The following is a 23825-nucleotide window of genomic DNA, read 5'->3' as shown; positions in this document are numbered from 1 at the left end:
ATTTTACGGTATAGAGGCATAGTTCTTAGACTACCGGGATACGCGAAAACCCGCCCACCGTTTACGCGGTGAGCGGGTTTTTCGGCTGGTTGTGAGATTACTCAGCGGGCAGGGTTTCCCTTATTCAGCAGCTACTGCCGGGATGACCTCGGCACCACCCATGTACGGGCGCAGTGCTTCCGGAATCACAACAGAACCGTCAGCCTGCTGGTGGGACGGAGGTGGGGGATTCCGAGCGCGCGAGGCACCAAATCCCCCGCCGGAGTGGAGACTCACTCCAGCAGGAATCTTTTATTCAGCAGCTACTGCCGGGATGACCTCGGCACCACCCATGTACGGGCGAAGAGCCTCAGGAATACGCACGGAGCCGTCTGCCTGCTGGTGAGTCTCCAGGATGGCAACCACCCAGCGAGTCGTCGCCAGGGTACCGTTCAGGGTCGCTACGGAGCGGGTGCGGCCCTTACGCACGTTGCCTGCCTCATCTACGGTGTCCGGGGTGCGCTCGCGGATGTTCAGGCGGCGCGCCTGGTAGGTGGTGCAGTTCGAGGTGGAGGTCAGCTCACGGTAGGTGCCCTGGGTAGGGACCCACGCCTCGCAGTCGAACTTGCGTGCTGCGGAGGTGCCCAGGTCACCTGCGGCGGTGTCAATCACGCGGTATGCCAGGCCGCAACGCTGCAGCATTTCCTCTTCGAGGGACAGCAGCTTCTCGTGCATCTCTTCTGCCTGCTCAGCGGGGCAATAGACAAACATTTCAGCCTTGTTGAACTGGTGCACGCGAATGATACCGCGAGTGTCCTTACCTGCGGAGCCTGCCTCGCGGCGGTAGCAGGAGGACCAGCCCAGGTACTTCTTCGCGCCCTTCTCGAAGTCGAGAATTTCGTCGGTGTGGTAACCGGCGAGCGCCACCTCGGACGTGCCGACCAGGTACAGGTCGTCACGTTCGAGGCGGTAGATTTCGTCATCGTGCTTGACGTTGAAGCCGGTGCCGTTCATGATTTCGGGGCGTACCAGGGTGGGGGTGGTCATCATGGTGAAGCCGTGCTCGGTTGCGAGGTCGAGCGCCATCCACATGAGTGCCTGTTCGAGGCGTGCTACCTGGCCCTTGAGGAAGTAGAAGCGTGCGCCGGAGACCTTTGCACCGCGTGCCATGTCGATGCCGTCGACGAGTTCGCCGATTTCGAGGTGGTCGCGCGGTTCGAAGCCTTCAGTGGTGAAGTCGCGGGGGGTGCCGACTTTCTTAACGACTACGTAATCGTCTTCGCCGCCAACGGGTACACCGTCGATAATGAGGTTTTCGATACTGCTGATTAGTTCCTCGTATTCAGCAGTTTTTGCTTCGGAGGCTGCCTTTGCTTCGTTGACGCGGGCTGCTAGTTCCTTAGCCTGTGCAACGAGGGCGGGCTTTTCTTCCTTGGGTGCCTTTGCGACGGTCTTACCGAAGGCGTTCTGTTCGGCGCGCAGGGTCTCGTATTCGCCGATGAGTGTGCGGCGTGCGGTGTCGGCTTCGAGGATGCGGTCGACGTGGGTTTCGTCCTTACCGCGTGCTCGCTGGGAGGCGCGGAAGAGGTCGGGGTTTTCGCGGAGGAGGTTAATATCAATCACTGTTTTATCCTACCTAATCTTGCGGTGGGTTGTGGGCGGGGTTTTCGCGGGTAGGTGCGGGGGTGTCTAGCGGTGGGCGGCTGGTGGTACCGCCGGTGCCGCTAGTGGCGCTGCAGGTGTGCGGGGCGGCCGTTCGGGAAGAGCGACTCGACCCATTCGTGTGCGGCGTCGAAGGAGCCGTCGGAGTGGATGGCATCGACTTCGGTGTTTTCGTGGTTGGCGCGCGGGTAGGAGCCGAGGAATTTCAGCGTCGGGGAGACACGGTGCAGACCGCGCAGGGCGTCGCGCATGCGTGCCTCATAAATATGGCCGTCGGCGTCGATGCTGAACGAGTAGGAGCCCATGCCTTCGCCGGTGGGGCGCGATTCGATGCGGGAGAGGTTCACGCCGCGCACGGAAAACTGTTCGAGCAGTTCGAGTAGGGCGCCAGCGCGGTTGGTGGGTAGCGGCACGGTCAGGGTGGTTTTGTCTGATCCGGTCGGTTCGGGGATGTCGGCGGCGCGGGAGAGCAGCACGAAGCGGGTCACGGCGTTCTTGTTGTCGCCAATATTATCCTGCAACACGTGCAATTCCGGGTGGTAGTTCAGCAGTGCCGGGGAGCAGATTGCCGCATCATAGGTGCAGCCCTCTTCGAGCAGACCGACAGCTGCGGCGGCGGTAGAGGAGCCGGGCAGGTAGGCGGCGGTGGGCACGTTCTCCTGCGCCCAGCCACGCACCTGCGCCCAGGCATGCGAGTGGGTGGAGATGGTCTTGACGTCTTCAATACTGATGGGCTTCGCGGCGACCAGCACGAAGCGGATCGGCACGAGCACCTCGCGGATAATGCGTACACCCTCGCTGGCTGCGATAGCGTCCAGGGTTGCGCTCACGCCGCCCTCCACGGAGTTTTCGATGGGCACCATGGCGGCGTCCGCCTCGCCCGCGTTCAGGCGTGCGAGCGCGTCGGGCACGCTGGTGGCGGGGATCCGTTCGGCGTCGTATGCGCCGGGGACGCTCAGCAGGGCGGATTCGGTGAAGGTGCCGGAGGGGCCAAGGTAGGTGTATCGCATGCCACTATAGTAGCGTCTGCTGTGGAGGGGCCGCCGATTTCGGTGATAGGTTACAGTCTTTGGCGGTAGTTAAAAGCCCCCACCAAAGTCACTAACCTATGGCCGAAAAATCTATATAGCAGCTGAAACCGCTACCTCACGAACTGGCGTACACGGGCGGTGTCCCAGTACTGGGCGGGTACGCCTCCACCCATGAGCTCACGGGCGATAGCGGCAGCCTGCACGGAACCAGCCTCCGGCAGGGGCGCGTGGGAGCCAGCAATAATGACGTTGCCGCGGCGGCGGCCCTTCAACATTGCCGAATCCGCCACAATGCACACATACTCGAACACCTCAAGCAGGGCGGACGCCTCGGCCCGGGCACCGGTCAGCGCCGGCCCGTCACCGCAATTGAGGATGTACAGGCCGCCGGGTGCCAGGGACTCGGCAACGGTGCGGGTGAACTCGACGGTGGTGAGCGCCTCGGGGGTGGTGTCCCCGGCGAACACGTCACGGATCAGCACGTCACGGGATGCGGGCGCGAAGGTTGCGGTGACGGCACCCGCCTCACCCACGCGGATCTTCACGCGCGGTGCCTTGGGAATGTCGAACCAGGCGCGCACGTACTCGGCGAGCTTGGCGTCCAGCTCAACGACCGTGTTGCGGCTGGTCGGGTACAGGTCAGCGAAATAGCGCGCCATGGAGCACGCGCCGCCGCCCAGGTGAGTGATGCGCAGCTTCGCAGCGTCCAGGTGCTCCTCCACGTGCGAGGAGACGACCGCAGCAATCCAGCGCATGTACTCAAAATCCAGCTGACGGGGCTCGCCCACAATTACGTGGGAGGACTGTACACCATTAATGAGCAGGAGCCAGCCGTCGGCGTGGTAGCCGTCGGGGACCAGCTCCGCCTCACCCGTAGAGATGGGGTACACGCCAGCGGTGGCACCCTGCATGGGGGTCTTCTCAGTATCGTCAATGCGGTTCTTCTGCGCCCTTTGGCTTTTCTTCGGTGCCCTGCTCTTTTTCGCCATACCCACTAGCCTAACCGACAAGACCCAAAGCAACAGAGCCGCCTCATCGCCACACCCCACTAGCTGCCACCCGCACGCCCCTAGCGTACGCACCCACGGCAAACCGCCTCCACAGAGGCTAGCTGAGTAGACTAGACCCCATGGGATTTGTATGTCAGGGCCGCTACGCGCTCGCACCGATTGAACCGGCTGACGCCGAAAAATACGTCAACCTGCAGCTGGACTGCATGGAGCAAACCTACGACCCGATCTACTTCGACAGGCTCGGGGAAAGCTTCACCGCCCGCCACCGCGCCGAACGCAACGAATACCTCGAAGATTTCCACCGCCACCTAGCCTCCCCCACCGTGCGCGGCTTCTTCGCCTACGACGTACCCGGCTGGACTCCCGACGGCCGGCTCTCCTGCTCCATCGGCGCGCGCATCGACTGGGATAAGCCGGTCGGCCTGGTGCTCTCCCTATGCGAACAATCCGCTTGGGAACTTGAACGCGCAGATAACCTCCCCGAACTGCCCGCAGGCACCCGCAAACTCACGCACCTGTACACCCTCAACCACACTCACGGCACCGGCCTCGGACAGGCACTCTACGAATCCGTCATCTACCCGGACGAAAACTCCTACCTGTGGGTCATGGCAGAAAACGAACGAGCGCTCTCCTTCTATGAGCGCCTCGGCTACCAGCGCAGCAGCATCAAATTCGCGGCACGCGGCTCCTGGGAACCCGGCCACAGCCTCCGATACACACGCATCCTCAACCCCTAAACGGTACGCCACACCAGGAGGCGACACACAAAATAACCCATCTCCCAACAGCCGCGCATCCACCCCACACGATACAGCACGCAACACCCCTGTTAGGCACCATCCCCACTACGCCTTAAGATAGAAGATGACATATAAGCTCGACGCACCCGCGCACAGGAGCACATACACCCCTGCGCAACCGCGGGACCCAGCGCCGAACATCGCATAGAAGGACAGTAAAACAATGACCACCGGTCTTTACCTCTCCGCTATGTCCCAGAACTCGGGCAAGTCCCTCGTTGCCCTGGGCCTAGCAGACTCCCTCATCAAGCGCGCAGACCGCGTCGGCTTCTTCCGCCCCGTCTTCGACGGCGCAACCATCGCCGACGACCCCATGGCACGCCTCATCCGTGAACACTTCGGCCTGGCCGAAGAGCAGGTCGGCGGCGCAGTCTCCATGACCGACGCACTCGCACTCATCGCAGAAGGCGACACCGAAGAAATCTCCGCACGCGCAGTCTCCGCCTACGAGAAGGTCGCAGCACACAGCGACGTCGTAATCGTCGACGGCGTCTACCTGCCCGCCAACGCGCTCGCAGTCGAATTTGACCTAAACGTCCAGGTTGCACGTGACCTCGGCCTGCCCGTCGTCGCAATCGTTGGCGCACACGAGGCAGCCGTCGAAGAAGCAGTCACCGCAGTCGACGTGGCACGCACCGAACTGCTCGCATCTAAGGCAGACCTGCTCGCAATCATCGTCGGCCGTGCAGAACCCGAACTGCGCGAAGAAATCGAAAAGTCCGTCAAGCGCGGCGACGCAAACCTGCCCGTCTACGTACTGCCCGAAATCCCCGAACTGACCGCGCCCACCGTCGGTGAGGTTGCCGAAGCCCTCAAGCTCGACACCGAAGGCATCAAGGCAGAAGACCTCAGCCGCGACATCCACGGCATCAAGGTCGCAGCAATGAACGTCTCCAACTTCCTGAACCAGTTCGTTGACGGCGACTTCGTCATCGTCCCCGGCGACCGCGCAGACATCGTCGCAGCAACCCTCGCATCCGCACTGGCACCGACTTTCCCCGCACCCTCCGGCGTGCTGCTCACCGGCGGCCTGGACGCACTGCCCGGCAAGAACACCGCGGTCGGCTCCCTCATCGACAACGCACCGTTCCCCGTGCTGTCCACCACCAAGGACACCTTCAAGTCTGCCCGCGCAGTCTCCCGCGTCCGCGGCACCCTCGAAAGCGGCCACCATCGCAAGCTTGCAGCAGCAATGGGCGGCTGGGATGAGCACGTCAACAAGGACGAACTGCTCGCACGCCTCGAAATTGAGCGCCCCGCATCCATGACCCCGCTGCGCTTCCTGCACAACCTCATCGAGACCGCACGCGCAAACCGCCGCTCCGTGGTCCTGCCCGAGGGTTACGACGTACGAATCCTGCGTGCATCCGAAATCATTGCACGCCGCGACTTCTGCGACCTGATCCTGCTCGGCAACCCCGCCAAGATCGCAGAGATTTGCCAGGCCGAAGGTATCGAACTGCCCAGCACCGTTCGTATCATCGACATCGACAACAACGAGTACTCCGAGGACTTCGCAGCAACTTACGCTGAGCTGCGTGCACACAAGGGCGTTACCATCGAGGCTGCTCGCGAGCGCATGACCGACCCCTCGTACTTCGGCACCATGCTCGTCTACAAGGGCATCGCCGACGGCATGGTTTCCGGTGCTGTGAACACCACCGCGAACACCATCCGCCCCTCGCTCGAGTTCATCAAGACCCGCCCCGGCACCAAGATCGTCTCCTCCGTATTCCTCATGCTGATGGAAGACCGCGTTCTGGTCTACGGTGACTGCGCAGTGAACCCGAACCCCAATGCAGAGCAGCTCGCCGACATTGCGAAGGCATCCGCGGAGACTGCACGCCAGTTTGGCGTCACCCCCAAGGTTGCTATGCTGTCCTACTCGACCGGCACCTCCGGCGCTGGCGCAGACGTGGACGTTGTGCGTGAGGCAACCGAGCTCGTGCGCGCATCGAACCCCGACTTCGCGGTTGAGGGCCCGATCCAGTACGACGCTGCTTCGAACATGTCCATTGCCTCGACCAAGCTGCCCGGCAGTGAGGTCGCTGGTCAGGCTACCGTATTCGTCTTCCCCGACCTGAACACCGGTAACAACACCTACAAGGCTGTTCAGCAGTCTTCGGGTGCTGCCGCTGTGGGCCCGGTTCTGCAGGGTCTGCGTAAGCCCGTGAACGACCTGTCGCGCGGTACCACCGTTGAGGACATCATCAACACCGTTGCGATCACCGCAATTCAGGCACAGAGCCTGTAAGGTGCACGCGGCGCTGTAGCGTGAAGGCTGCGGCGTTCCGTTGACATAGAAATCTCCCGCACTGGGGGGGCATGCCGTGAAGGTGTGCTCTACCCGGTGCGGGAGATTTTTTGTAATTACAGGGTTTCTTGTAGCGCCATTCCCCGGTTAGTCCTTGCGGGTGCGGCGGAGGCGCACATAGTTAATCACGCCAAGAACAGCCATGCCTACGGCAGTCAGAACCGGGCCGAGGGCGGGCGAGAAGAGCCAGGTGAGCCCCGCCTCCACGGTGTAAGCGATGAGGCGGTAGGCAAGGTAGGCACACGCCGCCACGAAGAGCGCGTAGGCGACGATGATGCCGACCGGGCGGGGCTCGTAGCCTTCTCGCCGGGCACGGAGGGCGGCACCCAGCGCGTTACCCAGGTACAGGGCGAGAGCACCGACGACGACCACGGCGGTGAGGGCACCGTCAAAGAATGTGCGCGGGGTCAGCGGTGCGGTGCCCGCCTCAGCGAAGAGGTTGAGGATGCGCACCACGGCGTAGCCGTAGCAGAAGATGACTGCCGCACGGATGGTGAGGGGGAGGTTGGTCCAGAAGGTTTTCATGCGGCCCCTTTCGAGGTGGAGGGCGGGCTTCTGTCTGAGTGTTACCCCAAGGATACCTAAAAATACCGGCGTGTGATGCGAATCAATAGCATTTTTACTGGTGAATGTTGTGCATGTGGGGCGCTAAGTTTAAGCGCCGAGAAGCCACATGTGTTTCGAAAAGCAACATATTACGTGGCTTCTCGAAACACATGTGGCTTTTCGAGGAGGGTGTGTGAAGGAGGATGCGGGGCAGAATTTTTGTAATTACAGGATTCCACCACCCACCTCCCCTACCCCGTGAACCGGTGACCACCCAAGCAGCGGCAAACCACCCGGGCTGCTAGGCTGCTGCTATGGATAACAACTCAACGCCCTCACTGCCGGACCTCGTTCTCCCGTCCGTGGTGACGACCCTCAGCCTCCCGAGCAAACACGCCGCAACTGACATGCGGCTCCCGCAGGCGTGGCTGCTACGTTCCGTTCCCGACGAAGAGAACCGCAGCGCCGCCAGCGGAAAAATCTACGATGACGCCCTAGAATTCCGCTACGTTTACGACTCGAAAGTTCCCAATCACAAGAACGTTCGAGAGGGTGACTTCGTGCTGATTCGAGATAATTCGATTCTTCTCGGATCAGCAGTTATCCGAAAAATTGAGTCATACGAAGCCGATAAGGTCATGACGTATTGCCCTACCTGTGGGAGTACCCGCATCACCTTCAAATCCGATGGGCTGTGGCGTTGCGATGGAAAGTGCCTGAGAAGAGACAATCTCAAGCCGGAGCAACGCCTGCATAAGAATCCGCCACAGAAAACCGAGAAGGTTCAGCGGTTTATCGCCTACTACGGTGATACCTGGACTGAGCTTATCGGCGCAGCGGATAAGGACTCATTCAAGGACCTGAGTGTGCCGGGCAAGTACAACACTCAGAACAGCATTGTTGCCCTCCATACCGGGAAAGTCCTTGACTGGCTTGAAAGCCTGAACACTTCGGGTATTCACCTGCTTCCTCTGGGGGATGCTCATGGGGTACCCGTGAATCCTCGTGGCGGTTTTACGATGCGCACCGTCAGGGCTCGCAAAGGTCAGCCGCAGTTCCGTCAGCAGCTACTAAACCGCTTCGGAAGCATGTGTGCGTTTACAGGCGCTTGCCACACTGCGGCACTGGATGCGGCGCACCTGTACAGCTATGCGCGCGAGGGTGAGCACCGTGTGGATGAGGGTCTGCTTCTACACAAGGATCTGCATAAGCTTTTTGATAGTGAGCTGGTGGGCGTGAGTTCTTCGCGGACTCTTCTTCTGCACCCCGGTTTGGGGAATACGCAGTACCAGTCATTGGCGGGTGCCCGTCTGAAGGTCGAGTTGCCTAACCGAGCTCTTGAACTGTTGGATGAGCACCGCTCGGGCTTGAACTGGCTTGATGAGGCGCTAGTCTAGATCGGCTCTGGCTTAGGCCGCCGGGCATGCAAAAGGAGGTGCAGTAGCTTTTGGGCTACTGCACCTCCTGTGCGTTTTTACTGGTTGTGTCGGCGGGCGATAGCCTTACCGATTTCGTGCGGGATACCCACCACGAGGGCATTACCCATGCAGAAAGCACGGTTACCGTCACTTATACCGGTGTCAGTCCAGCCACGGGGGAAGCCCTGCAGCTGATCCAACTCATCGGGCACAAGACGGCGGTACGCGCCAGAATCACCAATCACAACATGCTTGAAACGGGAAGCTCCCGAGCCTCCTTCGCCAGTCAGAATGGTACGCGCCGGGCGGTCGATCGGATCCGGGAAAGACATTGAACCTTCGGTGTAGAAGTATTCAAAACCGCTTGCCTTATTGATGCGCTTTTCCTTCTTCGCGCCCTTGAGGTACTCCCAAGAAGGAACCTTGTCAGGGGCAATAAAGAACTGTTCCGGCACCTCAGAGTCGGGAAGAACCACGTCACCGAGCGTCTTAAATTCACCTCGATAGTCGGGCTCTACCTTGCTGGTGAGCACGGTGCCGTTCTGCATGACACCGGCAATCTGGAAGGGTGAGGTTTTAGCACCGATTCCGAAGTGTTCCGTCTCGTAGTAGGGGTCATCGGAGATGGTGAACTCATCGGCCTCATTGAGCTCTTCGAAGACGGAGAGAAGACCCTCAGATTCTGCAGTTTTGACCGGGAACGCTTCTGCCAAAACACCGGTGTGGGTGATACGGCGCGACAAATCCCATTCGGGGGCGTTATGTTCGGCGTAAATGTAGACGCGCTTACGCTTCTGCGGGTGGCCGTACTCTGCCGCGTTGATAACGCGCCATTCGACGCTGTAGCCGCGCGCGTAGAAGCAGGAGAGCATAATGGCAAAGTCGCGACCTCGCTGCTTAGCGGGCGATTTTAGCAGGCGGTCAACGTTCTCCAGAACAACATATTTGGGGGTTTTAAGTTCGAGCGCGCGGTGAATATCCCACCAGAGCACACCCTTCTTACCTTCAATGCCGTGCGACTGCGAAAGGGGCTTGGTAACCGAATAATCCTGGCAGGGGAAGCCACCGCAGAGCAGGTCAGCGTCAGGAATTTCGTAGAGGCCCGCCTCAACATCATCAAGTACGGCGTGAATATCACGGTTTTCGAGGTTTGCTTCTTCACCGAAACGTTCCTGGTAGCAGCGGGCCGCAAACTGGCGGCCGACCGTTCCCGGGGGCTCCCACTGGTTCGCCCAGACAGTCGTGAAGGGGCCTGCGGAGGGCAGGGTCATGCCGTTGGCGTAATAGCCTTCAAATCCTAAGCGGAAGCCACCTACACCGGCGAAAAGCTCGATAACTCGGATAGGCTGGCTACTGCTGGTGGCTTTCTGATCCATGAGTCAGTAGTCCTTATAGTCCTCTGTAAATATATTCGAATACTAATACCATAGCATAGAACAGCTATTCAGATCAAGTGGGTTATACAAGAATCCGTGATGAGCCAAAGAGCACAGCAATCGTATCTGGCGTAGCATGAGAGCAAGAAACAGCACCGCCGCTACCCCTCTACTTCCGAAAGGAAAACCGACCATGGGCCTTTTCGATTACGACAATTCGAATATTGATAGCATCCTCAAATACACAGAGGAGAATCTCATCGACCGCACGCTCCGTGACATCCTGGAAGAATTCCAGAACTCCGAGTACAAAACCTATGAAGATAAGAAAAAGGGCACTCCCTCAATGGTCGCCCGCAAGGAAATTAGTGAGTTCTCCAAGGGAATCTACGGCAACCTCGTTGAAAAGCTGTCCTATGGGATTGACCCCAATAATTCCCCGGAACCCGATATTCCCACCGCAAAGGTCGAAATCAAAACGACCCCTTACCGAGTGAACGCAAACGGCACTATTTCCGCCAAAGAACGCCTAGTCCTCAGCATGTTTAATTTTCACGAGGAAAACCTAGACGATTTTTATCAGACGCATCTTTGGCATAAGTGCCAAAATATTTTACTTCTATTTTATAAATATCAAAAGAATCGCGATATTTTGAATAATATCGCCGATAAATTTTTCCTTTTTGACTGGCCCGAAGAGGATATGCCTACCATTCTCGAGGACTATAAACGTATTACCCAGAAAGTCCTGGACGGACGCGCACACGAGCTTTCCGAATCTGACGGCATGTACCTTTCAACCTGCCGCAAGGGTGCCGGTAAAGACAAGGACCGCACTACCCAACCCCATGGCCCTGAGCTGGCCAATAGGCGCGCCTGGTCGCTCAAGAGTAGCTATATGACAACCCTCCTCCGCACCAAGGTTTTCAGCCAGGAGGAACAGGAAAGTATCGCTAAAGCAGCCCAGGATACCTCTAAGCCTTTTACCCAGATTATTGAAGAAAAGCTTTTGAAGTACCGGGGCCAGAGCGAGAAAGAACTCTGCAAGGAGTTTGATGTTAACTTTAACACCAAGGGGCGCAACAGTACTCTTGTAAGAAAAATTCTAGGCCTTTCCTCAGATATTGATAGTACTGCCGAATTTAAAAAGGCAAACATGAATATTCGCGCTATTCGTGTTGACAAAAACGGGCTCCCTAAGGAGGATTCTCCCTTTAAGAACTACCGTTTTATTGAACTAGCGAATGAAAAAGAGTGGGAAGAGTCCCATATTTACGCCGAGATTTTCTCGAGGAAATTCATGTTTGTTGTTTTCCGCGAGAACGGATTCGGTGATTTCTGTTTGGATCAGGTCAAGTTCTGGGGTTTCCCCGATTCCCTCGAATCTGAGCTGATGAGGGTATGGCAAGAGACGAAGGAAATCATTAATCGAGGTGTTGAACTAACGGTCAAACCGAACGGTAAGGATGGGTTTAAGGTTTCCACTAACTTCCCGCAGAGCAAGGTGAACGAATACCTTTTTACGAAGGTTCACGCCTCCCAGACCTACTACGAAGTTAAGCCTGGCGAGTTTGTCGGAAAAGGCAAACTCAAGGACACCGACGAACTGCCCGACGGTCGCCACATCACGAAGCACTCCTTCTGGCTACCCAAAAAATTCGTTCAGCAGATTTTGCGCGGTGAATGGGACTCATAACCGAATGTAATAACCGCAGCAGGCGGCCCCGGATGCGTGTGCGTCCGGGGCCGTTTTTGTTTTACCGTGCCGAAAAATTGTGCCATAGGTTAGCGTCTTTGGTCGTAGTTAAAAACCATGGTCGAAGATACTAGCCTATGGTCCAATTTCTGCTGAGGCGGCACCTCCGAGGGCGCAGATTTATTTGATGCATAAAACATTGAGAAGCCCGAATAATGACCAACCACCGTCACCATCCTCAAAATAATACAAACGACGACAAACATGCGGTAGGGTGGTAACTGTAGTGTTCCATAGCGCATTGACGCGTTTGCTGGGTGCACTACGGGGCTGTTTTTCTTCCGGCAGTCAGTTTGACCTGCGAAAGACGGCCTGACCAGTAGCTAAATAACACACCATCACCGACGATAGGAGCGTATCTTCTATGGATTCGACCATTCTCAATCGCCGCACCCTGTTGGGCAGCGGCGCACTCATGGGCCTTGGCGCCCTGCTTGCGGCGTGCGGCCAGCAGGCAAATAACGAGGCGGCAGCCACCGCCTCCGCGGCGCCGAGTGAGACCACCTCGGCTACTGCCGCTGCGTCTGGATCGCCTTCGGCGAGTGCAACCCCGTCTACTGTTCGAGGCTATTCGGGTGGATCGAAGGCGCCCGATGGAGAGTATCGCCCTGCTGATAAGTACGGTCCGGCACAGAATGTACCGAAACCTAATGCTCCGGAGGACGGCTACAACGAAAAGTCTCTGGAGGGTCTCCGCAAGACTTTGGACGCTTGGATCTTGTGGGGTAATTACGGTACTCAAACTGGCGATTACTCGATGGCATTCAAATTCATGTCCCCTATTTTTGAGAACGAAGTTAGGGCCTATTCAGATGTCGAGGACCTTTACAAAAGGGGTGGATGGGTCATTGGTGGTATAAACCACTATCTAGCTGACGGGAACCCATGGTCCGAGGATGGTGAAACCTACTTCTGGAAGGCGTACCGCGAGTGGGACTACGAAACCTATGTTGAATCCGACGGTAGCTGGCGCAAATGGAGTAATGACGATAAGACCGATGATACCTTTAAATTTGAGATGAAGCACAACGGGAAAAAATGGGAAATCATGAATTATGAGCCCGTTGAGGACTAAAAGCATGAAAAGTTATAAATTATTTAAATCACAGACTTTTGCTCTGTTATTTCTTGCTTCTTTTCCTATTTCTGCCACAGCAGCTGTAAATACCAGCGAGTGTTCGTCGGATAATAGCGCAAAAATTTGCCAGATACAGACAACCCAAAAGAGTAATAACAAATCTGGCGGTAATCAGTCTACCGGAGGGAATATTGCTAGGGAAAATTATCCATCTCAGCAATCCAATTCAGAACCTAGCACCTACACCACCAAAGGCGCCAACGGCCTTACCCTAATTCGTTCCAAAAGTGACTCTAACATCCTTGGCTGCGTAGGTAAGGGCGGGAAGATTGGACACGTAAAACTCAACAATCTCATCGTTCGTGACGATGGGACCTATATCGATGGTGGCCTCGGCAAGCATAGCCCCACCTCAGAAACCTGCGTTCCCAACGATACCCGCACCCTCACCAGTGCCGACAGCCCCGGCCCCACCGGCCCAACCTACGAAGAAGTCATGGAGGAAATCCGTCATGCAGCAGAATCGCTAGAACCCGGCAAGCCCACCCTGCACCAGTCCTACAACAACCCCACAGGCACCGGACGAGCAGAAGGCGACCCCAACATCTACAAGGGCGACCAGATCAACTTCTACGTGAACGACGGAGGCCCCTACCGTCTCGAAGCAGATATGCTCGCCGGACACGTCGAAATTGAGCTCATGCCCTCCTCCTATGTCATCGAGTACGGCAACGGCGACCAGGCAACCCACTACACCGCTGGTGAACCTTCCCTCACCTACGCTCGCGAACGTCCACGCCGAACGGATACCAGCTACGCTTACAAGCGTTCTGGCAACTTTCACGCGTACGCGACCGTGCACTATACGGCTCGTTTCCGTGTGGATGGTGGCCCGTGGCAGATGATGGAGGTGACTCCGCAGGCGACCAGTGACCCGCTACTGATTCGTGTGTGGTGGACCGATGTTGGCCGCGTGGCAGGTGACTGCAGCTACGACGACACCAGGTGGGGTTGTAAGAACGACCCGACGATGGGCAAGCCGGATAACCCGAACCCCAGGTTGCGCAAGGCTGATATTCGTACTGGTCAGCGTTGGCACCTGAATGATAGCGGTGATGGGGATACGGAATATTCGTTGCACCGCGACTGGCCCGATATGTAAACCAACTCTAACCCAACATATAAATAACCGCAGCAGGCGGCCCCGAATGTTTAAGCATTCGGGGCCGCCTGCTTTTTCGACAGAAGTTTTCGATAGGTTAGTGCCTTCGCCGCGGGTCTTTAACCCGCATTAAAGTCACTAACCTATCGACAGGGCCGTAACCTATCGAAGAACCCCCCCTATCGACAAACCCCCACCCCCCATACCGCGTAACAACCCGTAACACCCCCTTGTGGCATACCCCCCTAGGGTATATAATGGAGCCATGGAAACCACTAGCAACCAGTGCTGTCACAGCACATCCACCCAGGTCAGCACCGCATCCGGCACGCCCACTGAAAACCCCACTGAGGAACCCACCGAGGCGCACACCGGCGCATGCTGCAGCGGCGAGGCACCCAAAACCCAGCACGGTTACACCTCCAACAAAGAGGCGCACCTCAAGCGCCTGCGCCGCATCGAAGGGCAGGTTCGCGGCATCGCCCGCATGGTCGATGAAGACAAGTACTGCATTGACATCCTCACCCAGGTTGCTGCGGTCTCCAAGGCGCTCCACGCAGTCTCTCTGAACCTACTCGAAGAGCACATCGGTCACTGCGTAACCGGCGCCGCCGTCGAATCCGAACGCACCGGCGACCCGACCATCGCAGAAGCCAAGGTCAAAGAGGCAACCGCCGCGATCTCCCGCCTCATGCGCAGCTAAACGCCCCGCACCTAAACACCGGGCGGGCCCAAGTTTTTAACCCATTATCGAAAGGAAATCATCATGAGCACCACCACCGTTAAGGCAACCGGCCTGACCTGCAACCACTGCGCTATGAGCGTCAGCGAAGAGGTCAGCGAAGTTCCCGGCGTGACCGGCGTGACCGTGGACGTCGTCAAGGACGGCATCTCCACCGTGACCATTGAGCACGAGGGCACCCTCGACACTCAGGCTGTTGCAGACGCTATCGTGGAGGCTGGCTACACCCCTACCGTCTAGCGCGGCAACCGGCTCGATTAGGAGTCATCATGGCTTACCCTCCGCAGTACATTGCGATGGTTGTTGGCGCGGTCCGCACCCTTGTCGGCACCGAAAACATGCACCTGCGCGACGCGATCACCCGCGTGGCCAGGCAGATGAATCTGGATGCGGCGCTGGTCGATTCGTGGGTGAAGCAGAGCCCCGAATATACGGCGCGTGAGGATGCGCCCGGCGCCGCACGACGTAGCGGCACGAGCGCGAATAAACGTTCCGCCGAGCACGAGCAGGGCGTGAAAGCGCGCGAGAAGGCGAACGCTTCACCGTTCCCGCGGGCTGCCGTGAAACGTGCCTACGGTGTGTCTGATCGTGGCGCGAAGGTGACCGGTATTCGCCCGCATACGAGCAGGCCGGATGGGCTGCCCGGCGACCACTAAGCCACCACAGCATTACTCCCGCCGCCGCGTTTACAGCCTCGCTGTTTTACCCGCAGCTTTCGCCCTCGCGCGACACCCTCAGTACTGCACCCTAAACACTACACCATACACTATCCGGGACGGGGTCCTTCGGGGCCCCTCCCCCGGCTTCGTGCACCTTCTTCTACCCCCCTTTTTTAAGTTTAAGGAAGTATTGTGTCTTCTACACAGCCTTCACCAACCACCCGTGAACCCTCATCACAGAGTGAGCGCTCTCTTTTTAATCCTGCCGGAACAACCGTAAAATCAACGGAGTCCACCCGAATCATTCACGTGGATATTCAGGGTATGACCTGCGCATCCTGTGTGGGTCGTGTGGAGCGTAAGCTCCGCAAAATCCCCGGCGTTGACCCGGCGGTGAACCTGCCGCTGGAGTCGGCGCGCGTCATCGTACCTGAGGGCGTGAGCGACGAACAGATCGTTGAGACCATCAACAATGCCGGCTACGCGGCGCACCTTAAGAACGGGCCGCGCGCGGGCGCTGGAACGAACGCGAGCGCATCCGGCGGCGGCAACCATCACAGCACTCCGAGCATGAATGGCGGCTTCACTGACCGCATTATTTATGCGGCGATTTTGGGTGTGCCGATTTTCTTGATTTCGATGTTCCCGTCGTTCCAGTTCCCGAATTGGGGTTGGGTTGTGGCGGTTCTGACGGCGCCGGTTGCATTTTGGTGTGCTGCGCCGTTCCACCGTGCGGCGCTTATTAATGCGCGTCATGGCTCGTCCACGATGGATACACTGGTGTCTCTCGGTGTGGTGTTGGCGTATTTCTATTCGCTGGCGCAGCTGCTCATGAACCCGGAGTTGACGGCGCATGTGCATCATGCAGACGGTAGTTTCTGGTCGATGTTTACCGGCAACCATGCGCCGCTGTATTTTGATTCGGCGTCCATGGTGACGCTGTTTCTGCTGATTGGTCGCGCGATTGAGCACCGTACTCGTGATCGTTCTTCGGAGGCGCTGCGCACCCTGCTGAGTATGGGTGCGAAGGAGGCGACTCTGCTGCGCACCGATAAGCAGGGCGTGACGAAGCAGGTGCAGGTTCCGGTGGAGGACCTCATGCCGGATGACCTGTTCTTGGTGCGCCCGGGTGAGAAGATCGCCACGGATGGTGTGGTGGTTGAGGGTTCGTCGGCGGTGGATGCGTCCCTGTTGACGGGTGAGTCTGTGCCGGTTGAGGTGCATCCGGGTGATGCGGTCACGGGTGCGACGGTGAATACGTCTGGTTCGTTGACGGTGCGTGCGACCCGCGTGGGCGCTGAGACGACTCTGGCGAAGATGGGTGAGCTGGTGGCGAGCGCGCAGGAGACGAAGGCTCCGATTGCTCGCTTGGCAGATCGTGTTTCTGCGGTGTTTGTGCCGGTGGTTTTGGTGATTTCGGCGCTGACACTGGTCGGTTGGTGGCTGGTTTCTGGTGACGGTGCGGCGGCGTTTAATGCGGCAGTGACGGTACTGGTGGTGGCGTGCCCGTGCGCTTTGGGTTTGGCTACTCCGACGGCGCTGCTGGCGGGTACGGGTCGCGGCTGGCAGTTGGGCATTTTGATTCGTAATGCGCAGGTGTTGGAGGCGACGAGCACGGTTGATCGCGTGGTGCTGGATAAGACCGGTACGGTGACGACCGGAGAGATGTCTGTGGCGTTCTACGGCACCTTTGGTGACTATGAGTCGGTGGGTGACTTGTCCGGTATTTCGTCGGATTCTACCGGTTCCAAGAACGAGCGTTCCCTGTCTGTTCTGCGTGATGCCGCCGCCGTGGAGGCGCTGAGTGAGCACCCGATTGCTCGCGCGATTGCCGGTTTTGCCCGTGAGCAGGGCGTGCTGGCGGAGGGTGCTTCGGCGCCGAGTGTGAGCGGCTTTGAGGGTGTTCCCGGAGGCGTGCGCGGCGTGCTGAGCGGCGCGGGTGAAGGCGCCGAGTATGGCACCTCCCAGCTGGTTGTGGTGGGTACTCCCGAGTACCTGCAGGCAGCGGGTGCGCAGCTGAGCGAGGCTCAGTTGGCCCTGCTGGATCAGGCTCGCCGGGCGGGTCTGACGACGGTGGTTGTCGCCCGCGGCGAGGCCCCGAACGGTGAAGCCCCGAGCAGCACCTCCGCTCTGCAGCCGGTCGGCATGATTTCGGTTGCCGACACTCCCAAGCCGGAGGCGGCAGAAACCATGGCGCAGCTGCGTGAGCTCGGCCTGGAGCCGATCCTGCTCACCGGTGACGCCCCGCAGGTTGCGCAGGCGGTCGCCTCGAAGGTCGGCATTTCGGCTGAGAACGTGTACGCCGGCGTGACCCCGGAGGGTAAGTCGCAGGTGATTGAGAAATTGCAGGCTGCCGGTCACCGCGTGGCGATGGTCGGCGACGGCGTGAATGACGCCCCGGCGCTGGCTCTTGCTGAGCTGGGCATTGCGATGGGTTCGGGCACGGACGTTGCCGCGGAGGCAGCCGATATTGTGCTGACCCGTTCGGATGTTGCTTCGGTGGTGACGGCGCTACGTCTCTCCCGCGCTACGCTGCGCACCATTAAGTCGAACCTGTTCTGGGCGTTCGCCTACAATTCGGCGGCTATTCCGGTCGCTGTGGCGGGTCTGCTGAACCCGATGATTGCGGCTGCGGCAATGGCGTTTAGTTCGGTATTTGTGGTGCTGAATTCTATGCGTCTGACGGCGTTTAGGAAGTAGCGCCCTGCCGTTATACAGAATGAATTGCCCCGCGCGATTTCAAACGAAAAATTCAAAAACGCATCTCACCGTGCTTTTTGCACGGTAAAAGATATAAAGAAATGCACCGCCCGTGTAAAGGCGGTGCATTTCTTTATATTTAGTTTTCACGGGCGGCGGCTTGAAAATTTCGTCGCAAGCCCGGCAGAACCTTACGCCCAGGTGACCAGGTCCTCGATGGAGCGGCGGCTCTTCGGCGCGATTTCGTGGGCACGGTAACCGAAGGTCACAGCCACGGACACGCCGTATTCTTTCGGATCGAACAGGCCGGCAGAAGTGAGCAGCTCGTTCACTGCTTCGTAGTTCATACCCTCGATGGGGCAGGAGTCGATGCCGAGCATTGCGGCACCGGTCATCATGTTGCCCAGGGCAATGTAGGTCTGCTTGGACGTCCAGTCGAAGAGCGCGCGGTCGTCTTCCAGGATCTTCATGTCGTTCTTCTGGAAGCTGCCGTAGCGTTCGAGTGCAGCATGCATCTGCTCTTCGGTGAGGTTGCGGCCTTCGAGGGTGCGGCGCATCCACGGGGTGTCGTAGCGCAGGCCCTTCTTCGCCAGCAGTACGACCAGGTGGCTTGCGTCGTCGAGGGAGCCCGCCATGCCCCATGCGATCGGCTTGAGCTTTTCGCGCAGTTCGGGGTCCTGGATGACCAGGAACTTCCACGGCTCGGTGCCGACGGAGCTGGGCGACAGGCGCGCAAATTCGAGGATTGCGGCGAAGTCTTCGTCGCTGATGCGGCGGTCGGGGTCGTAGGCGCGGGTTGCGCGGCGGCGGGCAAAAATTTCGAGGGCTTCTTCGCGGGTTACGGTCACGGTTTCATCCTTTGCATGAGGGTTTCAATACCCTGTCATGCTACACCCGCGGAGGGTGCGGGCGTTCCAAATGTAAGCCATTACGCCCAGAGCACGTATGCTCGAAGTAATCAGGGTCGAAGGGTTTAGTCACCGGCTTTCATCCACACATCAGAGGAGGCGCGGCGACCGAAAATGACCGCTCTGATTCCCTGGAAGTACAGAATATACGCCGCCCACAAGCCGCAATAGCCGGCGAGCGCATCCATGGTGCCGTTGCCGACAGCCCAGTGCAGGCCGAGCATAACGGGCACGTACATCACCAGCATGATGAAGCAGCCAATCGCCAGGTATTTCACGTCCTGCGCGCCCATGAGGATGCCGTCCAGGGTGAACACGTACGCGGCGATGGGCTGGCCGAGGGCGATGATGACGGTGGCGATGGTGAAAAGGAACGCCACCTGCGCGTCCTGCGTGAAAATCCAGGAGCCGAAGAAGCCGATGAGCGGGCAGATCAGGCCGGTGATAACACCGTAGATGAGGCTCATGCGGAGCAGCCGGTTTTTCAGCTGGCGCACCTTCGCACGTTCGGATTCTACGTTGAGGTCGCGTTCGCCGAGTTCCTTGCCGAGTAGCGCCTGGGCGGCGATGGCGAGGGAGTCCAGGGCGTAGAGGAAGAGGTTAAATACGCCCATGCCGAGCTGGTAGGCGGCGGTGTGTTCGGTGCCGAATCGTGCCACGACGAACACGGTCAGCAGGGAGGCGATGCGCATGGACAGGGTGCGCAGCATGAGCCAGGAACCGAGCGAGAGCACCGAACGCATACCGGCTGTATCGGGTGCCCAGCGGACGGCGTGTTCGCGGGTGCCGCGCATCATGACCACACCGAGCGCGGCAGCCATGCCCCACTGGGTGAGGGAGGTGCCGGTCGCTGAACCGGCAACGCCCCAGCCGACCGGGTAGATGAGCAGCCAGTTCAGCACAATGTTGACAAGCGTGCCGACCGTGGCGACTTTGAGCGGGGTGACGGTGTCTTGAAGTCCGCGGAGCGTGCCGACCTGCGCGAGGATAATCATCATCGGCGGAATACCCCACAGTGAGTGGTGCAGGTAGTCGAGGGCGTAGCTCATGGTTTCGTCGGTCGCGCCGAGGCCGCGCAGCAGCGGGTCTGCGAAGGCGTATCCGGCGATCATGAGGAGCATGCCGAGGCCGAAGGCGACCCACACGCCGTCCACACCGATCTGCCAGGCGCGGCGCAGGTTCTTCTCACCGAAGGCGCGCGCCACGGCGGGCGTGACGGAATAGGCGAGGAAGTTCATGAGGCCCACAACCGTGGTGACGAGCGTGGCGGCAATACTCATGCCGGCGAGTTCCTCCTTGCTGAGTTGGCCAATGAGTGCGGAGTCAGTGAGTACGAAGATGGGTTCGGCGATGAGCGCGCCGAAGGCGGGTACGGCGAGGGCGAGGATGCGCCGGTTCAGCGAAGGTTCGGCGGTGTTGGCGCCGGCATTGGCGCTGGGGCTCGCGGCGGTACTCGCGGCATTTTTAGCGGGCGAGCCGGGTGCAGTATCGCCGGGTTCAGTATTCGGGTGCTTCTGTGTGCTCATCCTTCTAGGCTACTCCCCGGCGCCGCGGCGGGTGCCTGCGCGCGGGGTGGGGCGCACTCTGCGAGATGGGCACGCGAGATGGGCGCGGCTAGGCGCCTCGGCCGCGCAGTTCGTCGAGGGCGCGGCGTTCCTTCTTGGTGGGGCGGCCGCTGCCTCGTTCGCGTTTGGCGACCGGCGGCATGGAGAGGTAGGCGGGGCGCGGGCCGGAAAGGTCTTCGTAGCAGGTGACGGCGATGGGTGCGCCTACGCGTTTGATGAGGAGTTTTTCAACTTTGAAGACGCGTTCCCAGCCGGGGTAGCGGACCTTGACGATGTCGCCTTTTTTGAGTTTTTGGGAGGGTTTGGCGGGGGCGTCATTGACACGCACGTGGCCGCCTTTGCATTCGTCGGCGGCGAGGGAGCGGGTTTTAAAGATGCGCACTGACCAGAGCCAGAGGTCGAGCCTGGCGCTGGTTAGTGCGGTGGTGTCTTCTGCGGTCATGTGTTCATTGTGGCGCGAGGCGGGCGGGGCACCAAATCAGGTACGCCCGCCTACCCGTCCTGCGCTTGCGTTGTTTTCGTCGTGATTCTGCAGTGATTCCGCCGTATTTTTGCCGTATTTTTGCCAGGGCTCCATTATGGTTTTACGGGGCTGAGCCGTGACAAACCACCATGCGGCAGAAAATTTTCTACTGCACGCACCAGCCTGTTGAGCGCAAACCCGCATCCACTAGGGGTATTGTTAAGTCACCTTCTCAAGAAGTGTTCTCAAGGCCACCTAGTTCGCGTGGTCTACAGGGGGTTATGGCCGCGACGCCACGGGCTCCCCGTAACAGATTGGATATACACCATGTCAGCTTTGAAAAAGCTTCTGGCGGCTGCCCTCATCAGCACTGTGCTGTCTTCTTGCTCCTTCGGTCCCACGTTGGAGAAAGATGAAAGCGCCCGCGCGATTTTCGACGTAGAAAATGACCGGGTGATCCTGCCTCTGGACGCTTACAACACCGCCGGCAAAGACGAATACTTTACCAAAGCCCTTGAGCTGGCACGCAAAAAGTGCTTTGCCGAACACGGGCAGCACTACGAGATGTTTGTCCGCACCGAGGGATCCGGCAGGAACTTCGGCAGGACCTACGGAATCTGGAATGTTGAGCGCGCCCAAAAATACGGCCTCCACGAGCGCGAAGACTCAAATACGCTGGACCTCTCCTCCCCTGCCGCCTCATCCGACCCTGGGAAGGATGTCCGCACCGAATGCTATCAGCGCGCCGTCGATGAGATGAAGCAAATTGGAGAGATACCCTTCGGAAGCAGCACGTTTACGCGTTTGGAGACCGACGCCCGAAATGCCGCAGGCGATAGGCAACTCAAAAAATCTCTCGACGACGAGTGGAAGCGATGCATCAAGGATAAGGGCCTCACCCCCGATAGTGAGGTGACCGTTAAGGAAGAAAAGAATATTCCTCAGAGTGCCGTCGCCTCCGAAGAAGAAATTCGAATCGCCACCATCCAGGCACAGTGCAATCAGGATGTAGGCCGCTCGCAGAAGCTCTACGACCTGGAGGCGCAGTACCAGAAGCCGCTCGTCGCCAAGAACCAGGCAGCCCTGGAGAATGAGCTTAAAGAATTCAAGCGCCGGGACGAGCAGTTCAAGCAGTACGTCCTCGACAACCAGTAACAGCGCATAACAGTCGGTAAGTCGACAGAAAAGGGTGTGTGCCGTGTTCAGTGAACATGGCACACACCCTTCTTACCTTGTACCGGCCATATTGTGCCGGCTACGTTGCGCCGGTTATCCAACCCGCGGTGGTTATGCCTCCACCGTTGCGGTGCGGCGCTCCTTCCCGAGTAGTTGCCATCCGATAGCCCCCAAAAATCACCCTTGTGCGGTTGTTTTTCAGCATTTAGACCGTGCAGGAGCAACATAGGTCATTCACATCCTGCAGGCGTAGAATCAAGGAACCATGACTGAATCCTGCACCCCCGCAACCCCCGAGCCGCGCGCCACCAACCCCGCCGAGCTGAACAACCTGCGTGCCGCACACGCCGATGAGCTCTCTTCACGCACCCGCGCCACGAGCATCCCGACGGATTCCTGCTCCCTCTACGGCGACGAGGCTCTCGGCGGCACCGCCGGACGCGCCACCGCTTGGCTGGCGCTCGAGCACGTGGGCCAGTGGGGTCGCGACGTGCTGGACGGCTCCGCCCTCGGCGAGGAGCTTTCGGAGGCGTTGGGTGAGGCAGTCTCGCAGGCGGGTTTGAAGTTCCTACTGATCCGCCAGACGGGCAGGGCGGGGCGCGTGCTGCACGGCGCGCCGGATGCATCCGGCAACCCGACCCACCGGGTGCTCTACGCGCTCTGCACCCCGGGCGAGGAGAAGCTCTACTCGTTCAGCGTGAGCACCCCCGAACAGCTCCTCGACCTACCCCTGGGCAATCCGGAGGAGTTGATTCAGGTGACCGGCGCGGAGCTCATTGATTCCCCCGCTATTCTCGTGTGCACCCACTCCAAGCGTGACCGCTGCTGTGCCCTGCGTGGTCGCCCCATTGCGGCGCACCTGGCGGATATCCTGCCGGGTAATGCGGTCTGGGAGTGCTCACATACGGGTGGTCACCGCTTCGCCCCGGTCGGCATTATGCTGCCCACCGGCTACACCTACGGTCGCCTCTCGGAGCCTTCGGCACTGGCGGCGTACCTATCTCTGGCGAGTCGCGCTATTCCGTCGCTGCACGGTCTGCGTGGGCGCAGCACGGATACCCCGGTGGAGCAAGCCGCGGAGGTTGCCGTACGCCTCGAACTAGAGAAAAAGGGCGAAGAAGTAACCTCTGGAGGTTTGGTTTCACGTGAAACATCGGTAGCAGAGGCACTAAGTACGCTCCTCGAGGCGGGCATTGAGCCCCCGGCAGAAACCATCGAACACCCCACCCTGGAGGCGGCACTCACCTCCCACACCGACGGACGCACCTGGGTCACCTTCTTCGAGCAGGTCGCCCTGGAGCCGCGTCCCAACTCCTGCGGCAAGGGTCCAGCAGAGGCTTTCAGCCGCAAGCTGCTCGCGCTGCACCAGATATAACCCCCGCACCAACTCTAAGCACTGGGCCAGCTCTAGGCAGAGTCATTTCTAGGCAGTACCAGCTCTAGCACCCGAGCATGATTAGACAGCGCAAAGCCC

The 23825-nt window shown here is 59.1% G+C and carries 21 protein-coding genes; 12 read left to right on the top strand and 9 right to left on the bottom strand.

Going from position 1 to position 23825, the window contains the following annotated elements:
* Positions 1 to 120 precede the first annotated feature (120 nt).
* The 4 genes from ACUXHH_RS00590 to ACUXHH_RS00575 all read right to left on the bottom strand — a co-directional run bounded on the left by ACUXHH_RS00590 (position 121) and on the right by ACUXHH_RS00575 (position 3661).
* Complete coding sequence (locus ACUXHH_RS00590; protein ID WP_193389033.1) at positions 121 to 276, bottom strand: hypothetical protein; 156 nt, start codon at positions 274 to 276, stop codon at positions 121 to 123.
* A 15-nt stretch (positions 277 to 291) separates the two neighbouring features.
* Positions 292 to 1602, bottom strand: coding sequence for a serine--tRNA ligase (gene serS, locus ACUXHH_RS00585; protein WP_314078134.1), 1311 nt, complete (start codon positions 1600 to 1602; stop codon positions 292 to 294).
* 101 nt (positions 1603 to 1703) lie between these two features.
* Positions 1704 to 2651, bottom strand: coding sequence for a prephenate dehydratase (pheA, locus tag ACUXHH_RS00580; protein ID WP_458390596.1), 948 nt, complete (start codon positions 2649 to 2651; stop codon positions 1704 to 1706).
* Positions 2652 to 2782: 131 nt separating this feature from the next.
* Positions 2783 to 3661 carry a spermidine synthase gene (locus tag ACUXHH_RS00575; protein ID WP_279788299.1) on the bottom strand — a complete coding sequence of 293 codons (879 nt, stop codon included), beginning with the start codon at positions 3659 to 3661 and terminating at the stop codon, positions 2783 to 2785.
* 140 nt (positions 3662 to 3801) lie between these two features.
* Between ACUXHH_RS00575 and ACUXHH_RS00570 the strand changes: the two genes are divergently transcribed.
* Positions 3802 to 4425, top strand: coding sequence for a GNAT family N-acetyltransferase (locus tag ACUXHH_RS00570; protein WP_279741874.1), 624 nt, complete (start codon positions 3802 to 3804; stop codon positions 4423 to 4425).
* A 226-nt stretch (positions 4426 to 4651) separates the two neighbouring features.
* Positions 4652 to 6742, top strand: coding sequence for a phosphate acetyltransferase (pta, locus tag ACUXHH_RS00565; RefSeq protein ID WP_279754465.1), 2091 nt, complete (start codon positions 4652 to 4654; stop codon positions 6740 to 6742).
* Between the two features lie 147 nt (positions 6743 to 6889).
* On the opposite strand, the gene ACUXHH_RS00560 is transcribed toward pta, so the two are convergent.
* Positions 6890 to 7327, bottom strand: a complete 438-nt coding sequence (locus tag ACUXHH_RS00560; RefSeq protein WP_279741876.1) for a hypothetical protein — start codon at positions 7325 to 7327, stop codon at positions 6890 to 6892.
* Positions 7328 to 7662: 335 nt separating this feature from the next.
* Between ACUXHH_RS00560 and ACUXHH_RS00555 the strand changes: the two genes are divergently transcribed.
* Complete coding sequence (locus tag ACUXHH_RS00555; RefSeq protein WP_458390595.1) at positions 7663 to 8745, top strand: HNH endonuclease; 1083 nt, start codon at positions 7663 to 7665, stop codon at positions 8743 to 8745.
* Between the two features lie 77 nt (positions 8746 to 8822).
* Here ACUXHH_RS00555 and dcm read toward each other — a convergent pair whose 3' ends face one another.
* Positions 8823 to 10142, bottom strand: a complete 1320-nt coding sequence (gene dcm, locus ACUXHH_RS00550) for a DNA (cytosine-5-)-methyltransferase (RefSeq protein WP_458390594.1) — start codon at positions 10140 to 10142, stop codon at positions 8823 to 8825.
* Between the two features lie 193 nt (positions 10143 to 10335).
* Here dcm and ACUXHH_RS00545 point away from each other — a divergent pair, with 193 nt between their 5' ends.
* The 7 genes from ACUXHH_RS00545 to ACUXHH_RS00515 all read left to right on the top strand — a co-directional run bounded on the left by ACUXHH_RS00545 (position 10336) and on the right by ACUXHH_RS00515 (position 18239).
* Positions 10336 to 11838: a Sau3AI family type II restriction endonuclease gene (locus ACUXHH_RS00545; RefSeq protein ID WP_458390593.1), complete on the top strand. Its 1503-nt coding sequence runs from the start codon at positions 10336 to 10338 to the stop codon at positions 11836 to 11838.
* Between the two features lie 424 nt (positions 11839 to 12262).
* Entirely contained in the window at positions 12263 to 12973 is a 711-nt protein-coding gene (locus ACUXHH_RS00540) for a DUF6318 family protein (protein WP_279741878.1), read from the top strand.
* 499 nt (positions 12974 to 13472) lie between these two features.
* A complete protein-coding gene (locus ACUXHH_RS00535) occupies positions 13473 to 14138 on the top strand; it encodes a hypothetical protein (RefSeq protein WP_458390592.1) in 666 nt (221 codons plus the stop codon).
* Positions 14139 to 14403: 265 nt separating this feature from the next.
* A complete protein-coding gene (locus tag ACUXHH_RS00530; protein WP_256500171.1) occupies positions 14404 to 14841 on the top strand; it encodes a metal-sensitive transcriptional regulator in 438 nt (145 codons plus the stop codon).
* A gap of 63 nt (positions 14842 to 14904) precedes the next feature.
* The gene (locus ACUXHH_RS00525) at positions 14905 to 15120 is read left to right on the top strand and encodes a heavy-metal-associated domain-containing protein (RefSeq protein WP_279754460.1); all 216 of its coding nucleotides are present in this window, start codon (positions 14905 to 14907) and stop codon (positions 15118 to 15120) included.
* 29 nt (positions 15121 to 15149) lie between these two features.
* Positions 15150 to 15536, top strand: a complete 387-nt coding sequence (locus ACUXHH_RS00520) for a hypothetical protein (protein WP_005504270.1) — start codon at positions 15150 to 15152, stop codon at positions 15534 to 15536.
* Positions 15537 to 15728: 192 nt separating this feature from the next.
* Positions 15729 to 18239 (top strand): heavy metal translocating P-type ATPase, encoded by a 2511-nt coding sequence (locus tag ACUXHH_RS00515; protein WP_458391027.1) that lies wholly within the window; start codon positions 15729 to 15731, stop codon positions 18237 to 18239.
* 191 nt (positions 18240 to 18430) lie between these two features.
* Here the strand turns inward: ACUXHH_RS00515 and ACUXHH_RS00510 are convergent, their stop codons facing one another.
* From ACUXHH_RS00510 to ACUXHH_RS00500, 3 genes are all read right to left on the bottom strand, one after another.
* Positions 18431 to 19087 carry an NAD(P)H-dependent oxidoreductase gene (locus tag ACUXHH_RS00510; protein WP_458390591.1) on the bottom strand — a complete coding sequence of 219 codons (657 nt, stop codon included), beginning with the start codon at positions 19085 to 19087 and terminating at the stop codon, positions 18431 to 18433.
* A gap of 125 nt (positions 19088 to 19212) precedes the next feature.
* Entirely contained in the window at positions 19213 to 20673 is a 1461-nt protein-coding gene (locus tag ACUXHH_RS00505) for an MATE family efflux transporter (RefSeq protein WP_458390590.1), read from the bottom strand.
* Positions 20674 to 20761: 88 nt separating this feature from the next.
* Positions 20762 to 21154, bottom strand: coding sequence for an RNA-binding S4 domain-containing protein (locus ACUXHH_RS00500; protein WP_458390589.1), 393 nt, complete (start codon positions 21152 to 21154; stop codon positions 20762 to 20764).
* 348 nt (positions 21155 to 21502) lie between these two features.
* Between ACUXHH_RS00500 and ACUXHH_RS00495 the strand changes: the two genes are divergently transcribed.
* Positions 21503 to 22330, top strand: coding sequence for a UDP pyrophosphate synthase (locus tag ACUXHH_RS00495; RefSeq protein WP_458390588.1), 828 nt, complete (start codon positions 21503 to 21505; stop codon positions 22328 to 22330).
* 286 nt (positions 22331 to 22616) lie between these two features.
* On the top strand, positions 22617 to 23726 hold the full coding sequence (locus ACUXHH_RS00490) for a sucrase ferredoxin (RefSeq protein ID WP_458390587.1): 1110 nt from the start codon (positions 22617 to 22619) through the stop codon (positions 23724 to 23726).
* The last annotated feature ends 99 nt before the right edge of the window (positions 23727 to 23825 follow it).

It is taken from the genome of Rothia sp. 110740021-2, assembly GCF_054263775.1.
This window is presented reverse-complemented; position numbering and strand designations above follow the sequence as displayed.

What these genes read in the sequence shown, in the direction of transcription:
- pheA (WP_458390596.1), bottom strand. Translation starts at nt 2,651, where the DNA reads ATGCGATACACCTACCTTGGCCCCTCCGGCACCTTCACCGAATCCGCC.
- ACUXHH_RS00575 (WP_279788299.1), bottom strand. Translation starts at nt 3,661, where the DNA reads ATGGCGAAAAAGAGCAGGGCACCGAAGAAAAGCCAAAGGGCGCAGAAG.
- ACUXHH_RS00570 (WP_279741874.1), top strand. Translation starts at nt 3,802, where the DNA reads ATGGGATTTGTATGTCAGGGCCGCTACGCGCTCGCACCGATTGAACCG.
- pta (WP_279754465.1), top strand. Translation starts at nt 4,652, where the DNA reads ATGACCACCGGTCTTTACCTCTCCGCTATGTCCCAGAACTCGGGCAAG.
- ACUXHH_RS00560 (WP_279741876.1), bottom strand. Translation starts at nt 7,327, where the DNA reads ATGAAAACCTTCTGGACCAACCTCCCCCTCACCATCCGTGCGGCAGTC.
- ACUXHH_RS00555 (WP_458390595.1), top strand. Translation starts at nt 7,663, where the DNA reads ATGGATAACAACTCAACGCCCTCACTGCCGGACCTCGTTCTCCCGTCC.
- dcm (WP_458390594.1), bottom strand. Translation starts at nt 10,142, where the DNA reads ATGGATCAGAAAGCCACCAGCAGTAGCCAGCCTATCCGAGTTATCGAG.
- ACUXHH_RS00545 (WP_458390593.1), top strand. Translation starts at nt 10,336, where the DNA reads ATGGGCCTTTTCGATTACGACAATTCGAATATTGATAGCATCCTCAAA.
- ACUXHH_RS00540 (WP_279741878.1), top strand. Translation starts at nt 12,263, where the DNA reads ATGGATTCGACCATTCTCAATCGCCGCACCCTGTTGGGCAGCGGCGCA.
- ACUXHH_RS00535 (WP_458390592.1), top strand. Translation starts at nt 13,473, where the DNA reads ATGGAGGAAATCCGTCATGCAGCAGAATCGCTAGAACCCGGCAAGCCC.
- ACUXHH_RS00530 (WP_256500171.1), top strand. Translation starts at nt 14,404, where the DNA reads ATGGAAACCACTAGCAACCAGTGCTGTCACAGCACATCCACCCAGGTC.
- ACUXHH_RS00525 (WP_279754460.1), top strand. Translation starts at nt 14,905, where the DNA reads ATGAGCACCACCACCGTTAAGGCAACCGGCCTGACCTGCAACCACTGC.
- ACUXHH_RS00520 (WP_005504270.1), top strand. Translation starts at nt 15,150, where the DNA reads ATGGCTTACCCTCCGCAGTACATTGCGATGGTTGTTGGCGCGGTCCGC.
- ACUXHH_RS00505 (WP_458390590.1), bottom strand. Translation starts at nt 20,673, where the DNA reads ATGAGCACACAGAAGCACCCGAATACTGAACCCGGCGATACTGCACCC.
- ACUXHH_RS00500 (WP_458390589.1), bottom strand. Translation starts at nt 21,154, where the DNA reads ATGACCGCAGAAGACACCACCGCACTAACCAGCGCCAGGCTCGACCTC.
- ACUXHH_RS00495 (WP_458390588.1), top strand. Translation starts at nt 21,503, where the DNA reads ATGTCAGCTTTGAAAAAGCTTCTGGCGGCTGCCCTCATCAGCACTGTG.
- ACUXHH_RS00490 (WP_458390587.1), top strand. Translation starts at nt 22,617, where the DNA reads ATGACTGAATCCTGCACCCCCGCAACCCCCGAGCCGCGCGCCACCAAC.